This window comes from Streptomyces sp. A5-4, from assembly GCF_051131715.1.
GTDB lineage: Bacteria > Actinomycetota > Actinomycetes > Streptomycetales > Streptomycetaceae > Streptomyces.
Genome location: NZ_CP178591.1, coordinates 7,190,039 through 7,203,067 on the forward strand (window position 1 = coordinate 7,190,039; position 13,029 = coordinate 7,203,067).

Below are 13,029 nucleotides of genomic sequence, written 5' to 3' on the forward strand. Positions count from 1 at the left end.
TCGATTGCTCTATCTAGTAGTCTTCTAGGTATGACGACAGTGATGGATGAGAGGGAGGCGACAAAGCCTCAGTCACCTTCTACTAAATCCTCCACTTGTGGAACGTCAGTCTCGTCGAATGTCATCGCCTCACTGACGAAGGCTGGCGAGAGGCTTGCTGAGGATGCTCCTCCGCTGACTTCGGAGCAGGTCGATCGCATCGTCGCGATCCTCCGGCTGAGCGACGGCGACGACACGCAGCTGCAGCACATCGCCTAGCCGGTGACTTCGCACATGGGGCTTTAGGTCTCCAGCCAGCGGGGCCGGGTTTCGTCGATGCCGAGGAGTTCGAGTAGGTGTGCTTGGACTCCTCGGCTGATGAGGATGACGGGTGGGTCGGTGGCGGTGCCGGGGCGGAGCATGAGGCCGTCGAGGTGGTAGAGGATCATGCGGCCGGTGGGTCGGACCTTGCGGTTGTCGGGGTAGAGGCCGGCCATGGTCTGCTCGGGGCCCAGGGCCTGGCGGACCTGGCGTTCGATCAGGCAGTAGACCAGCAGGGCCAGGCAGATCACGGTGATCAAGGCCGTGATGCGGCGGTTGTGCTCCAGGAACAGCGGCGCGACGGCCAGGGGGCCTTTGAACTCGCCGTAGCGGCGTTCGACCACTCCCTGGCCTTTGTAGCGCCGGAAGACCTCGGCCGTGTCGGCCTGCTCCGGAGTCAGAGCGGTGACCAGGGAGTACCAGCCGTCGGCGGCGGCTTCGGCGGCCAGGACGTCCTCGTCGAAGTGCCAGGCCAGAGTGGGTTTCCCGTCGGGGCCGGCGGTGACGGTGGTACGCAGGCAGCTGGCGACCCGGCGGGACTTGGTGATCACCCCGATCCGGGCCTGGACCTTCTCGGCGGTGGTGTAGTACCGGCCGCCGGCCGAGTTTTGCAGTTTCTCCAGATCCTCGGTGGCTCTGGCCAGACGCTTGGCGCGTGCTTTGCGCTGGCCCTCCGCGTTGCCGGTGGAGTGGACCAGGATCCGGCGCAGGTGGTGGACCGGGTCGCGCTTGCGTGGTCCTGCCATGGCGTGGACGTCTTCCAGGACCCGGTAGGACTCGCGCTGGTCGGCGGGGGTCTCCCGCTCGCGGTCGCGGTCGTTGACGTAGTCGACCAGCTCGGCGGCCCCGAGGTCGGCAGTGGCGTAGAAGCCGGCTTTGACCTGGGCCGCGGGTATGGGGGCGACGAATCCGACCCGGGCGTCAAGCAGGGCGGTGACATTCGGGTAGGACACCAGTTTGGAGTCCGCGACGAGCAGGAAGTCCTTGCGGTCGGCGATCTTCCGCAGGGCCTTCATCGCGCCGACGACCTGGGCGACCTCGCCCGCTCCGCCGTCGTAGGCACGGTGGAAGACGGGGATGCCACCGTCGCGGGTGACGGCCAGCCCGGCCTGGACCTGCTTCAGGTCGACCCGCCGGTCCTTGGGGTGACCGTATCTGACTTGCGCGTACTCCTCTTCCTGGTCCGGGTAGGCGCCGAACATGGAGATCGACGTCATGTCCCAGTGGATCTGAGCGGTATCGATGCCGAACTCCGCGATGGCCTGCGCGCCGACCGAGCCGGTGATCTCCTCCAGGTGCGGGGCGATCGCGTCCAGAGCGCGGGCGATACGGTCGTCGTTGAGCAGGTCCGGCTCGATGCCGAAGACCTCCTCGACAGCCCACTTCCGCGCCCAGTCCTCCACCCGCACCATCGAGGTCGGCGAGGACAGCCGGTTGGCGATCAGCGCCTCGACGACCTGCCCGTGCGTCAGATGAGCCACCTCACGGACAGGACACAGCTCGTCGATGATCCCGGCCACGTCCAGCCGGCGCAGAAACTCGGCAGAGGCAGGCAGAGCACCCAGACGCCTCTCCACCACAGGCGCCAACTCCACCGACATGCGGGGGCGCTGGACCCGGGAACGACACGAACGAGATATCGGCACGTCCAGAACAACGACCCGCACTTATCGAAGTACCGGCCAACTCATCAGTTCATCCGATTCAGCTATGTGCGGAGGATCGGCCTAGCCGACGGCTCGGAGCCGTTCGAGGAGTTCGTCAACGCCTGCCGTGTGCGCGTACGGCGCGAAGGCCGGTTCGAGGTCGCGCACCATCGTCACGCACCGGGGGGCGTCGATCCGGCCGGCCAGGTCGAGGGAGCGTGTGGCCGTCGCCGCGGCGATGTCGGGTTCGCCGTCGCGGAGGTAGGTCTCGGCCTGGTAGGTCAGGAACACGGATTTGGTCTTGGAGCGGGTGGCGGGCAGCAGGGCAATGCCCTCGTCTATGAGCCGGTGAGCCTGGCGGCGCTGACCGAGATCGGCGAGGCAACGGCCGCCGTCCGAAGCCAGGTCGGCATGTGACATCCACGAGCACCAGGCGGGGGCGGGGTCGTACGACACGGTGTCCAGTGCCTTCTCCGCGGCGGTGAGAGCCCGGCGGCACCGGCCGTCCTCGTTGAGGACGGCAAGGGCGCGGGCCTGTCGCAGGTGGAGGAGGGACCTCGCTGTGGGGTGCTGGGTGCGGGGGATGGCGTGTTCGAGGATGTCGGCGGCGGTGCGGGCGTCCTTGAGCCACAGCAGTTGGTACGCGAGGTCGGACAGGATGCCCGCGCCGAGGTCGCGCTGGTGCGCGGTGTGAGCGTTGTGGAGGGCGGCGTGCCAGAAGCGGCCGGCGGAGGCGTGGCGCCGTTCGTCGAAGTGCTGCCAGGCGATGGCCTGCGAGAGGGAAGCGGCCAGGGTGTGTAGCCGCTTACCGGCGGCTGAGGTGTAGCGGGACTCGCTGATGAACTCGGTGACGGTGCTCAGGTGCGCGTCGAGCAGATGACGGGTGCGGCGCCTGCGTTCGGTGGCGAGACGGATCAGCTCCGCCCCGCTCTCCTCCAGCCAGTCAAGCATCTCGGCGTCGACTTCACCGGGCGCGGCGAAGCGCGCGAACCGTCCGGGCTCGGTAATGGCCCACTGGTGGGCGAGAACGGCCAGCGAACCGCTGGTGTAGGCGAGGAACGACCGGCGGTCCAGGGAGGTCATCAGGGCCTCTCGGAGTGAGGGAACGGCGTTGTGCGGGCCCAGGGGCAGCGGTGTGTCCTGGCCCGGGAGCCAGTTGGGCCAGCCGAGATGGGCGACGGCCGCGTAGTCGATGCCGAAGACTTCGGCGATCAGCGGCTGGGATTCGTCTTCGTCCGGGGCGGCGCGGCCGGTCTCCCACTTGGAGACCCTTGACCCCCTGGTGCCCGAGCGCAGGCCACGGCGCTTGGCGGCCTGCCGGATACGGCGGGCCAGTTCCTCCTGCGACCATCCGCGCTCGTTCCTGGCGTGCGCGAGGGGGTGGCGGATTTCGTCGTCCACCCGCCTATTGCACCACCCCCTGTGTGCCTGGGAGAGCCGTTCCGGAAGACCGGGGATAGGGCGGGGATAGGCGTTTCCTCTGGGCACCGCGACCGGCGGCCGCTGTACTCGTCGTGTTCCGCCCGGCACCCGTGTAACTGGGCGGAAAGCGGTGACGAAACCGTCCCTACGGCCTTTTCCCGTCCGCCGGGCTGCACCTCCCCGCCCGCCGGGCGAGGGCCGACCGGAGCCTTCGCCACCCACAGCACGCCCACCGTCGCCAACGCATAGGGAGGGGCTGCCATGTCGTACGACCACTGAGCCCGAGGAATCCGGGGCGGGCCCGCTGCGGTGGGCCCGCCCTTCCCGCTCTGGAAGGACCCGGGATGTCGTCTGTGACTGACCGCTATGACCCCTTGGACACGGAGGTCCTGCGCGACCCGTACCCGGTGCTGGCCGAACTGCGGATGCGTGAGCCGGTGTTCTGGCACGCGGGCATGGACTCGTGGGCGCTGACCCGGTACGCGGACAGCGTGCGGGTGCTGCGCGACCACGAGAGCTTCGCCCGCGACCTGCGGCGCACCGGGGGCACGGTGCCCGAGCCGTCCTTGAGCGTGCAGACGCTCGACCCGCCGCAGCAGAGCCGGGTCCGTTCCCTGTTCATGAGCGCGCTGCGCGCCCAGGACCTGACTGCGGTCGAGGACCGTGCCCGCATCGTGGTGCGGGAGCGGCTCGACCAACTGGTCGGCGGGGGCCCGTTCGACGTGATGGCCGAGATCGCGGTGCCGCTGTCCGTGGCGGTCGTGGCCGATCTGCTGGGTGTCGAGCCCCCGCCGTACGGGGAGTTCGCCGCGGTGTCGGACGCGATCATGCGGAGCATGGACGGCGGCCTCAACCCGGCGCTCGTGGAGCCGGGCCGGATCGCCCGCCAGCAGCTGAGCGACCTGGTCGACTCCTGGTTCGCGTCCTCGGCCCGGCCCGGCCTGCTGGCCCACGCGCGGCAGGCAGCGGCCCCCGATTCCGACGCGCTCGCCCGGCTGTACGTGAAGAACACGGCGAGGGTGATGTTCCAGGGCGGCTACAGCACGATGGCGGCCGCCGTCGGCAACGCAGTCCACACCCTCCTCGCCCACCCGGGAACCCTGGAACGGATGCGGGACCGGTCGCTGCTGGCCACGGGGGTGGATGAGCTGGTGCGCTTCGACGGGCCGGTGCAGGGCACCACGCGCACGGCGGTGCGCTCGTGCCGGATCGGTGGCGTCGATATCGCCCCCGGGCAGAAGGTCGTCCCGCTGTTCGCGGCGGCCAACCGCGACCCGGCTGCTTTCACACAAGCCGACGAGCTGATGCTGGACCGTACGCCGAAGCGGCATCTCGGCTATGGGTGGGGGCCGCACGCTTGCATCGGGACGACCGTCGCCCAGGCGGGGCTGCGTGCCCTGGTCGCGGCCCTGAACGAGCACCCCGCCCGCCTGGCCACTGTCGGCGAGGGCGTACGGCGGCGCACGGCGACCATGCGGGCCTTCGACACGCTGCCCGCCGCCCTCCTCCCCTGATCTTCTCCCCGCCCCGGCGCCGCGCGCCGTTCGCCCGCTCACGTCTTGAAGGAGTCCGCTGTGCGCATCGTCATCGGCAACCACATCGATCCGTCCATCCGTGAGCGCCACGACATGCGGGCCTGGACGCAGCGCTTGCTGTGGTTCGCCCGCCCCGGTGACCTGCTCGTCCTGTGCTGCGAGCCGGATGAGGCGTTCGTCGACTACGCCCTGGCCCACACGGGAGTGAAGCGCGAGGAGCTGACCGTGCTGGTCGCCCCGCCCGGAGCGTGGGGCGAGAGGCTGCTCGATCCCGCCTCCCTGACCGAGCCCGCGTTCGTGGAGCAGGTGCGGGCCGCGCTCGGCGAGGGCGGGGCCGGCGGGGTCAGCGAGGTGTTCGCGCTGTGGCCGTCGGCCGCCGTATCACGGCTCGCCGACGCCCTGGGCGTGGCCGGCCGCTTCCCCGGCGCGGCCTTCTTCGGGCAGGGCGGCGGGGAGATCGGGAACAACAAGGCGAACTTCCGGGCCCTGGCGGCGGCGGCCGGGGTGCCGATCCTGCCGGGCCGGATCTGCCGCAGCCTCGCCGAAGCGACCGAATCGACCGGCGCACTGCTGAAGGACTCCGTATCCGGGGCGGTCGTGGTCAAGCAGGCCCACAACGGGGCCGGGGTCGGCAACCAGCTGCTCGTACGCGAGCCGGAGATGGCCGTGGATCACGTCGGGGCCCGGCACCTGCACCACCTGGCCCCGGGCCCGGACGGCATCGCCGCGTACTGGGCCCAGCGGTGGCCGTGGGCGAGCGGGGAAGGCCGGTGGCCGGTCGTCATCGAGGAGTTCGCGCCCGGCGCGGATGCGGTGTACTCCGAGCACTACGCCTCCGACGACGGCACCCGGGCCACCGAGACGGGCCGCCTGCTGTACGTCGGGCGGCGCCTGAGCCACCAGGTCGTGCCGCTGGACGGCGTCACCGAGCCGGTACGGGCGGCGCTGCTGGACGGCGGCGCCCGGCTGGCCGAGGCGTACCGGGCGTTCGGCTACCGCGGGCATCTGAGCGCGGACGCCTTGGTCCTGCCCGACGGCAGGGTGGTGTTCACCGAGGTCAACGCCCAGGTCTCCGGGTCCTTGCACATCTACCAGTCGATCGCCCACGGCATCGTCGACGTCGCCGCCGCCCCGGCCCGGCAGGTGGTCGAGTACCACGTCCCGCCCACCTGGGCGGTGCCCTCCTTCGCCGCCTTCCTGGCCGCGCTCGACGAGCTGGGCCTGGCGTACAACCCGGCCACACGAACCGGGGCGATCGTGTCGATGCCCGCCATCCCCCTCGCCCCCGGGGAGCCGGCGCAGTTCGTGTTCTGCCTCGCCTACGACCCCGCCGAGGGCCACACGGCCGCGTTCGATCGGCTCGACGCGCGGTTCGCGACCGTGGCCGCCGGCACCTACGACGCCAGCCGGCACATCGGCACCGGCGCCGTGTCCTTCTCCTCCTGACCGGGAGTCCCAGCCATGACCACCTCCCTTACCGCGGCCGCCGAGGCCGCCCAACTCTCTCCCGTCTTCGACTCCGGCCGGCTCGCGGCCGAACTCACGGCCGTAACCACCCACACCTGGAACGTGCAGCGCACCCACACCTACGGCGGACAGGCCGGCCAGCCCGCCGCGATCGACTGGAGGGTCCTGCCCCTGCGGAGCCTCGGCGGCGATCCGGAGCGCACCGACCCGGGCGGCCCTGGCCCGGAGCCGTTCAAGGCGACACGCTGGCTCGACCAGCTCCCCTACCTCGCAGAGATCCTGGGCTCGATCCCGGCCCCGCTGAACGCGGTGCGGCTGATGGCGCTGGGGCCCGGCGCCGTCTCGAAGGCGCACTGCGACCCCAAGTACCGCCTGGACCGAGGCATCGTGCGCCTGCACATCCCCGTCGTCACCGACCCGGGCGCAGTGCTCGTCCTGGACGGCGTCGAACACTGCTGGCAGCCGGGCACCTGCTGGTACGGCGACTTCTCCCGCGAGCACCTGGTCCGCAACACCAGCCAGACGGTGACCCGGGTCCACGCCGTGATCGACGCCCTGCTCACCGCCGACCTCGCGGCCTGGTTCCCGAACTCCTGGCAGGAACTCCTCACCCGCGGCGAGGTCCTCCTCAACCACACCGACCCGGCCAAGACTCCCACCTGGCCCGCCGGGCTGCCGTACGAGGCACTGCTGCCGTCCGGGTTCGCGGACTTCGACGCACCCGCCCCGCTGGACGGCTCCCTCATCCCCGCCCGAATCGACCGCGACGCCGACGACACCCTCGCCCTGATCGTCGCCGGGCGCACGTTCGCGCTCGTTCCGGTCGACAACGCCGAGTTCCGGTTCTCCGGCTGGAGCGAGCAGCGCACCCTTCAGCCGCAGGGCGACGGCGGCCTGACCCTGCGGGTCCGCCGCGGGCGCGCGCTCGCCGACCGGCACGTCACCGCCGCGCCCCGCACCGCCTGACCGCCCCGCACATCGGAGAGGAACACCCATGCGCGTGAACAGTCACGACGACTTCACCCCGCTCAAGGAGGTCATCGTCGGGTCCGCCGCCAACTACGTGGGACACGACCGCGACGTCAGCTTCGAGCTGTTCCACCACGAGAACCTGAAGGGCTTCCGGTCGGACTGGGCCTATCCGCGCCTGATGAAGGCGGCGGCCGGCCACCGGGAGAGCTGGACCATCAAGGCGCGGTACGCCGAGGAGCTGCACGAGGACGTGGAGGACCTGGCGGCCACTCTCGCCGGGCTCGGGGTCGCCGTGCACCGGCCGCTGCACCTGCCGCCGGACGCGAAGCCCATCGCGGGTCTGGGATGGGAGGCCGCCCCGACCCCGGCGCTGAACGTCCGCGACAACACGCTGATCCTCGGGGGCGAGATCATCGAGATGCCGCCCGCGATCCGCTCCCGCTACTTGGAGACCCGGCTCCTGGCCCCCGTCTTCACCGCCTACTGGGAGGAGGGCGCGCGGTGGACGACGATGCCCCGCCCCACCCTCACCGACAACAGCTTCGACTTGTCGTACGCCCGGGACACCGCGACCACCCTGGGCGGGCCGACGGAGGCCATTGACGACCCGCAGGCCAGTCCGTACGACGTCGGCGTGGAGATGATGCTGGACGGCGCGCAGGTGCTGCGGCTGGGCCGCGACCTGGTCGTCAACGTCGCGCAGGAGAACCACACCCGGGGCGCCGAGTGGCTGGAGAGGCACCTCGGCCACGAGTACCGCGTCCACCGGGTGTGGCGGATGGCGGACAACCACATCGACAGCATGGTCCTCGCCCTGAAGCCGGGCGTGTTCCTGGCCCGGCACGACGGCATCCGGGACCTGATGCCCGAACCGCTGCGCTCGTGGCGCTACATCGTGCCGCCGGAGCCGGACTCGGGAGCGTTCCCCGTGTATGACGACTACGAGGACCTGGTCCTCACCAGCCCCTACATCGACCTCAACGTGCTGTCGGTCGACGAGCGCACGGTACTGGTCAACGGGGAGTGCACCGGCCTGGCCAAGCTGCTGGAGGCCGAGGGCTTCGACGTGGTGCCCGTACGGCACCGGCACCGGCGCCTGTTCGGGGGCGGGTTCCACTGCTTCACCCTGGACACGCACCGCACCGGCGGCTTCGAGGACTACCTGTCGTGACCTTGCCGGGCGTGCTGCTGCTGGACGCGGCCGGCCCCGAGGCGGGCGCCCTCGCCGGGGCGGCCGCCGCCCGGGGGCACCAGGTCCACGCCGCGACCACCGCTGCGGCGTACGCGGGCTACGGACCGGAGCTGAAGGGATTGCTGGCCGGGCGGGCCGTCACCGATTTCACCCGGCCCGACAGGGCTCTCGACGAGATCGCCTCGTATGCCCGCCGCTGCGGTGTCGGCGCGGTGCTGACCGTCAACGAGTACCTGACCGAGCTCGCCGCGCGCCTCTGCGCCGAGCTGGGGTTGCCGGGCAACGATCCGGGCCGGGCGCGGGCGGCCCGGGACAAGGCCGCCATGGCCGAGGCGTTCGCGGCGGCCGGGGTGCGCGCCCCGCACTCGGTCCTCGCCGGGGACGAGGCCGGGCTGCGGGCCGCACTGGCGGACCCGCGGGTCGGCTTCCCGTGCGTCGTCAAGCCGCTGTCCGCGGCGGGCTCCGCCGGGGTCACGGTGGTGACCGGCCCGGCCGGTGCGGCCGCGGCCGCCGACGCCGCCCGTGAGGTGATCGGCATGTACGCAAGCGGCGGCGACCCGCGCGTCCTGGTCCAGGCGTACGCCGCAGGGACGGAGTACAGCATCGAGTCCCTCACGCAGGACGGCACCACGACGCACCTCGCCGTGACCCGCAAGCAGGTGACCGGCGGTCCGAAGCGAGTCGAGACGGGGCACAGCCTCCCCATCCGCCTGCCCCCGGCCATCGAGGCGGCCGTGTACCGGGAAGTAGAGGCGGCCATCGACGCGGCCGGCATCCGCAACGGCGCTTCGCACACCGAGGTCATCGTCGGCGGGGACGGGCGGTGCGCGGTCATCGAGATCGGCGCCCGCCTCGCCGCCGGGCAGATCGGGGTCCTGATCCAGCACGCCCTGGGCATCGACGTCTGGGCGGCGCTGCTCGACGTCGCCCTCGCCCGCCCGGCCGCGCTCGCCCCGACCGCCCGCGGGTACGCGACCGTGCGGTTCGTGACCAGCCCGCACGCCGGACGGCTGACGTCTGTGTGCGGGTTCCCGAAGACGGGGCTGGGCGTACCGTTCGTCCGCTGGCGGGCGGCGATCGGCGGCACCGTCCACGAGCCGGGCGCCAACGGGCACCGGCTGGGGTCGTTCGTGGTCACCGGCCCGGACTCCGGCGAGGTCGAGGAGCGGGCCGACGCGCTCTTGCGCCGGGTCCGCCTCCACGTCGAACCGCTCCCGGAGAACACCGGTCAGGTCAGGCCGGCCAGCACCTCGGCCAGCGCACCGTAGCTCTCACCGACCGAGTCCTTGCCCAGCCGGTGGCGCTCCAGACGGATCGCGCCCAGGTGCCGGGCCTCGTAGACCCGCGCCCGCCACACCGCCGCGGGCGAGCGGTCCAGCGCGCCGTAGGGCTCCCAGAACGCGGTCCGCTCGTCCGCCTTGGCCGTCGCCATGCGGATGGTCCAGTCAGCCGCCGGGTCCCCGAATAGACAGCGATCAAAGTCCATGACGCCGGTGATCACCGGCTCGGGGGATGCAGGGGCCAGCAGGGCGTTGACGGTCCACAGGTCCCCGGTCAGCAGCCTGGGTTCGGTGACCTCGTCGAGCACGGCACGGTCGTGCGCGGCCACCGCGGCGACCTTCCGCACGTCGGCAGCGTCCAGGCCGACGCCGTCCAGGTCGGCGGCGATCTCCTCCAGCGACGCAATCACCGCCTCGCTCCAGGTGGCGTATCCCGGGCCGTCGACGGGTCCGAAGTGCGGTCCGCCCACGTCGTGCACGGACCGGGTGATGCCGCCCAGTTGCCGGAAGAACGTCGGCCAGGCCGTACGGGGATAGTCGCCGAGGCGCTCGGGAGCCGGGACGCCGTCGAGGAGACCCTGCACCATCCAGTCCCGGCCGATCACATCGTGCGACCAGTCCGCCGCGATGACCCGCGGCATCAGCGGCGCGATCACCGTGAGGTAGGGCACGGATGCGTACTCGTTGCGCATCAGATGACGCTCGGACCGGAACTGCCGGGCGGGCTCCGGGGCGACCCGGAGGATCACCGGCCGCTCCTGTCCGGCCACCGTCACGCGATAGACGTTGTTGTACATCCCCGTGCCCAGCTCGACAGCGGACACCGGCGTGGCGGCGCCCCCGAAGGCCCGTCGGCAGACCTTCTCGATCTCCTCCACGGTCAGTGACTGCTGGAACGCCTCCGAGGCGCGCTCAACCGGCTGGAAGTCCATGCCGCTCAGGATGCCCCGCTCGCGGGCTGTTCGTCACATACACCGGCGACACGGCCGAAACGCATCCCCCCCTGGCGACGCGGCCCGGATCACCACCCGTCAAAACAGCTGACCGCCTGGGGGCCTATAAGGCGGCGGGCGGCATCTTCCCGAAGGGCCACGTGCAGTCTTGGCACCGCTCGTTCCGGCCGTGCCCGGCGTCCTGCTCGTGCGCGCGCTTCAGCGCCCAGAACGCAGACTTGTACGCCTGCCGGACCCGCAGGCACTCCTGCTGCTCCTCCTCGGTGAGGTGCGACCAGTACGCCCCAGGATCGTCTGCGCCGTACCCGCGCGGCCACTCCGCGGCCTGCCGCTCGCACGCCGTGCCGTTCCGCCGGCTGCGCACGCATGTCGGCTTCACGCCGTCGCCCCGGCCGCCCTAGGGCGGTGAGAAGAACCGCACCCAGTCCGCTGGCAGTACCCGGGGCTGCCTGGGCGCCGGGAGGGTGGTGTCCAGGTACACCCGGCCGGTGAACGTCGTCTACCCGGGTACGCGCCCGACCTGCCGGACCCCGGCGTACCGCTCGACGCCCAGGAGGCAGATAGCCGGTCCGCGATCTGCCGAACCGTGGCCTCGTCGTACGCGACGATCTCAACGAACCCCGTGCCCGGCCCGGACAGGTGCGCCGTGGTGATGTCTCCCATGCCCTGCCAGACGCCCCGCCCCACGACGGTTACGGGGCTGGCCGGAGTTCACCCGCGACTGCCCGGCAGTCCATCATGCGACGTCCGGCGGGAAGCGTGGGATCCCGCTGTGGAGACAACCGTGACCAAAACCGGCAGTGACCACCTCAAGCGCCAGGCCCGGCAGATCGCCCGCAGCTCCGGCCGCCGCTACCCCGACGTCCTCGCCGAGCTGCGCGGCGCACCCCGCCGCACCCCGTCGAAGGACCTCGTCCTCCTCTGCTCGGGCATCGTGCACCCACTCGACGGCGGACGCTGCACCCGCCCCGCCGGCCACCGCCAGTACGACGGCGGCTGGGGCTGGTGCTCGCTCGAACCCCACTTCCCCGCCCCTGTCTGGCAGGGCTACTGCGAGGCCCGGGACACGGCCGAACGCGAGAAGCACGAGGCGTGGCTGGCCAGCCTCAGCCTCAAGGAACGCGCGGAGCACGAGGCCGAGGAAGAGGCCGCGTACTGGGCGCAGATGGCCGACGATGCTCGCGAGCCGTACGACCCGGACGAGGAGCGGAGCCTGGAGTACGCGCTCGACGCGGCCGACGAGGAACGCTGGGCCGAGGCCGACGCGCAGGAGAACGAGGCCGGCGGATATGGTGAGGGCCCGTACGACGACACGTGGGACGGGGACTACCGGTGAACCCCTACTGGCCGATCGTGCAGCAGCGCGCCGCCGAATACTCCATGGCCCACTCTGCCCGTTCTCGCGGCGCACGCCGCGGACTTCTCCGCCTTCCACACGCTCCACATCGCCGTTCTGCCTGGCCGTCATCGTGTTCGAGGACTGCCCGGACCACCTGCGAACCCGCGCCGGCGTCCCGGACCTCGACCGCCTGGTGCCCGAGGACGCCGCCGCCCTCACTGTCCTGACGGCCGCCGAGGAGCAGCGGACCCTGTTCGGCAAGGGACTCGACGAGGCGCGCTGTGCAACGTCGAGGACCAGGTTGCCGCCACCGGCCGGGCGCGGGCGACCGTTCAGCGGGTGCTCGAGCAGGTACCGCACGGGAGCACCGGCCGGGAGCGGATGCTCGACATCGTCTACGAGCTGCGCGACGATCCGCGGGCCATCGCCGGCGTCATCGCGCTCACCATCGCGGCGCTGCGCGAAGTGGCCATCCAGCAGGGGCCGGCCGCCGCGCAGCTCGACAGACCGACCGGCGGGAGGCCGAGCACGCCGAGGCCCTACACGCCGGTCGGCACTTCACGCCAAAGCCGTTGTGCGCCGACACACCGCCAAGCACGACGGCCGCTGCTGACAGACCACATCACAGAGAGGAACCGTCATGGTCACGACCCAGAGAAACTTCAAACTCGTCTCCGCTGGCGAGAGGACGAACGCCGAAAAGATCGCTGACCTGCGCACGTTCCTCGCGGCCAACGTTGCAGTGCGCACCGCCGACGGCGAGCTTGAGAAGGCCGCGCTCTTCCAGCAGCACCTCGATATCTTCGAGCTTATGGTGGCGCGCTCCCAGGACCGGATCTGAGCTCTGTAGTGAGGACTACCGCGCCTGTGTTGTGCCGACCAGACATCGACCGGGCCATCGTGGTCTTCCTCGACACGATGGC

General features: G+C 71.3%; 13 protein-coding genes. 8 read left to right on the top strand and 5 right to left on the bottom strand.

Going from position 1 to position 13,029, the window contains the following annotated elements; translation table 11 throughout:
- The first annotated feature begins 30 nt into the window (after nucleotides 1-30).
- The gene (locus ACLLJJ_RS33865) at nucleotides 31-258 is read left to right on the top strand and encodes a hypothetical protein (protein ID WP_434598246.1); all 228 of its coding nucleotides are present in this window, start codon (nucleotides 31-33) and stop codon (nucleotides 256-258) included.
- A gap of 23 nt (nucleotides 259-281) precedes the next feature.
- Here the strand turns inward: ACLLJJ_RS33865 and ACLLJJ_RS33870 are convergent, their stop codons facing one another.
- Entirely contained in the window at nucleotides 282-1,901 is a 1,620-nt protein-coding gene (locus tag ACLLJJ_RS33870) for an IS1634 family transposase (RefSeq protein ID WP_434588209.1), read from the bottom strand.
- Between the two features lie 126 nt (nucleotides 1,902-2,027).
- Nucleotides 2,028-3,347: a helix-turn-helix transcriptional regulator gene (locus ACLLJJ_RS33875; RefSeq protein ID WP_434598248.1), complete on the bottom strand. Its 1,320-nt coding sequence runs from the start codon at nucleotides 3,345-3,347 to the stop codon at nucleotides 2,028-2,030.
- A gap of 365 nt (nucleotides 3,348-3,712) precedes the next feature.
- On the opposite strand from ACLLJJ_RS33875, the gene ACLLJJ_RS33880 reads away from it, so the two are divergent.
- From ACLLJJ_RS33880 to ACLLJJ_RS33900, 5 genes are read left to right on the top strand one after another with little or no spacing between them, the layout of a single operon-like run.
- Nucleotides 3,713-4,882 carry a cytochrome P450 gene (locus ACLLJJ_RS33880; protein WP_434598250.1) on the top strand — a complete coding sequence of 390 codons (1,170 nt, stop codon included), beginning with the start codon at nucleotides 3,713-3,715 and terminating at the stop codon, nucleotides 4,880-4,882.
- Between the two features lie 60 nt (nucleotides 4,883-4,942).
- Nucleotides 4,943-6,349 (top strand): hypothetical protein, encoded by a 1,407-nt coding sequence (locus ACLLJJ_RS33885; protein ID WP_434598252.1) that lies wholly within the window; start codon nucleotides 4,943-4,945, stop codon nucleotides 6,347-6,349.
- A gap of 15 nt (nucleotides 6,350-6,364) precedes the next feature.
- Nucleotides 6,365-7,336 carry an aspartyl/asparaginyl beta-hydroxylase domain-containing protein gene (locus ACLLJJ_RS33890; protein WP_434598255.1) on the top strand — a complete coding sequence of 324 codons (972 nt, stop codon included), beginning with the start codon at nucleotides 6,365-6,367 and terminating at the stop codon, nucleotides 7,334-7,336.
- Between the two features lie 28 nt (nucleotides 7,337-7,364).
- Nucleotides 7,365-8,513, top strand: coding sequence for a glycine amidinotransferase (locus tag ACLLJJ_RS33895; RefSeq protein WP_434598257.1), 1,149 nt, complete (start codon nucleotides 7,365-7,367; stop codon nucleotides 8,511-8,513).
- A complete protein-coding gene (locus ACLLJJ_RS33900) occupies nucleotides 8,510-9,802 on the top strand; it encodes an ATP-grasp domain-containing protein (protein ID WP_434598260.1) in 1,293 nt (430 codons plus the stop codon). The genes ACLLJJ_RS33895 and ACLLJJ_RS33900 overlap by 4 nt, the downstream gene beginning before the upstream one ends.
- Here the strand turns inward: ACLLJJ_RS33900 and ACLLJJ_RS33905 are convergent.
- The 3 genes from ACLLJJ_RS33905 to ACLLJJ_RS33915 all read right to left on the bottom strand — a co-directional run bounded on the left by ACLLJJ_RS33905 (nucleotide 9,763) and on the right by ACLLJJ_RS33915 (nucleotide 11,430).
- Nucleotides 9,763-10,746 (bottom strand): phosphotransferase family protein, encoded by a 984-nt coding sequence (locus tag ACLLJJ_RS33905; RefSeq protein ID WP_434598262.1) that lies wholly within the window; start codon nucleotides 10,744-10,746, stop codon nucleotides 9,763-9,765. The two genes, ACLLJJ_RS33900 and ACLLJJ_RS33905, sit on opposite strands and share 40 nt — an antisense overlap.
- A gap of 124 nt (nucleotides 10,747-10,870) precedes the next feature.
- Nucleotides 10,871-11,131 (bottom strand): hypothetical protein, encoded by a 261-nt coding sequence (locus tag ACLLJJ_RS33910; protein ID WP_434598264.1) that lies wholly within the window; start codon nucleotides 11,129-11,131, stop codon nucleotides 10,871-10,873.
- A gap of 11 nt (nucleotides 11,132-11,142) precedes the next feature.
- The gene (locus ACLLJJ_RS33915) at nucleotides 11,143-11,430 is read right to left on the bottom strand and encodes a DUF6207 family protein (protein ID WP_434598266.1); all 288 of its coding nucleotides are present in this window, start codon (nucleotides 11,428-11,430) and stop codon (nucleotides 11,143-11,145) included.
- A 121-nt stretch (nucleotides 11,431-11,551) separates the two neighbouring features.
- Here ACLLJJ_RS33915 and ACLLJJ_RS33920 point away from each other — a divergent pair, with 121 nt between their 5' ends.
- Together ACLLJJ_RS33920 and ACLLJJ_RS33925 are read left to right on the top strand one after the other, a co-directional pair.
- Nucleotides 11,552-12,103 carry a hypothetical protein gene (locus tag ACLLJJ_RS33920; protein ID WP_434598268.1) on the top strand — a complete coding sequence of 184 codons (552 nt, stop codon included), beginning with the start codon at nucleotides 11,552-11,554 and terminating at the stop codon, nucleotides 12,101-12,103.
- A 643-nt stretch (nucleotides 12,104-12,746) separates the two neighbouring features.
- Complete coding sequence (locus ACLLJJ_RS33925) at nucleotides 12,747-12,947, top strand: hypothetical protein (RefSeq protein ID WP_434598269.1); 201 nt, start codon at nucleotides 12,747-12,749, stop codon at nucleotides 12,945-12,947.
- Nucleotides 12,948-13,029: the final 82 nt, after the last annotated feature.

What these genes read in the sequence shown, in the direction of transcription:
- ACLLJJ_RS33865 (WP_434598246.1), top strand. Translation starts at nt 31, where the DNA reads ATGACGACAGTGATGGATGAGAGGGAGGCGACAAAGCCTCAGTCACCT.
- ACLLJJ_RS33870 (WP_434588209.1), bottom strand. Translation starts at nt 1,901, where the DNA reads ATGTCGGTGGAGTTGGCGCCTGTGGTGGAGAGGCGTCTGGGTGCTCTG.
- ACLLJJ_RS33880 (WP_434598250.1), top strand. Translation starts at nt 3,713, where the DNA reads ATGTCGTCTGTGACTGACCGCTATGACCCCTTGGACACGGAGGTCCTG.
- ACLLJJ_RS33890 (WP_434598255.1), top strand. Translation starts at nt 6,365, where the DNA reads ATGACCACCTCCCTTACCGCGGCCGCCGAGGCCGCCCAACTCTCTCCC.
- ACLLJJ_RS33895 (WP_434598257.1), top strand. Translation starts at nt 7,365, where the DNA reads ATGCGCGTGAACAGTCACGACGACTTCACCCCGCTCAAGGAGGTCATC.
- ACLLJJ_RS33905 (WP_434598262.1), bottom strand. Translation starts at nt 10,746, where the DNA reads ATGGACTTCCAGCCGGTTGAGCGCGCCTCGGAGGCGTTCCAGCAGTCA.
- ACLLJJ_RS33915 (WP_434598266.1), bottom strand. Translation starts at nt 11,430, where the DNA reads ATGGGAGACATCACCACGGCGCACCTGTCCGGGCCGGGCACGGGGTTC.
- ACLLJJ_RS33925 (WP_434598269.1), top strand. Translation starts at nt 12,747, where the DNA reads ATGGTCACGACCCAGAGAAACTTCAAACTCGTCTCCGCTGGCGAGAGG.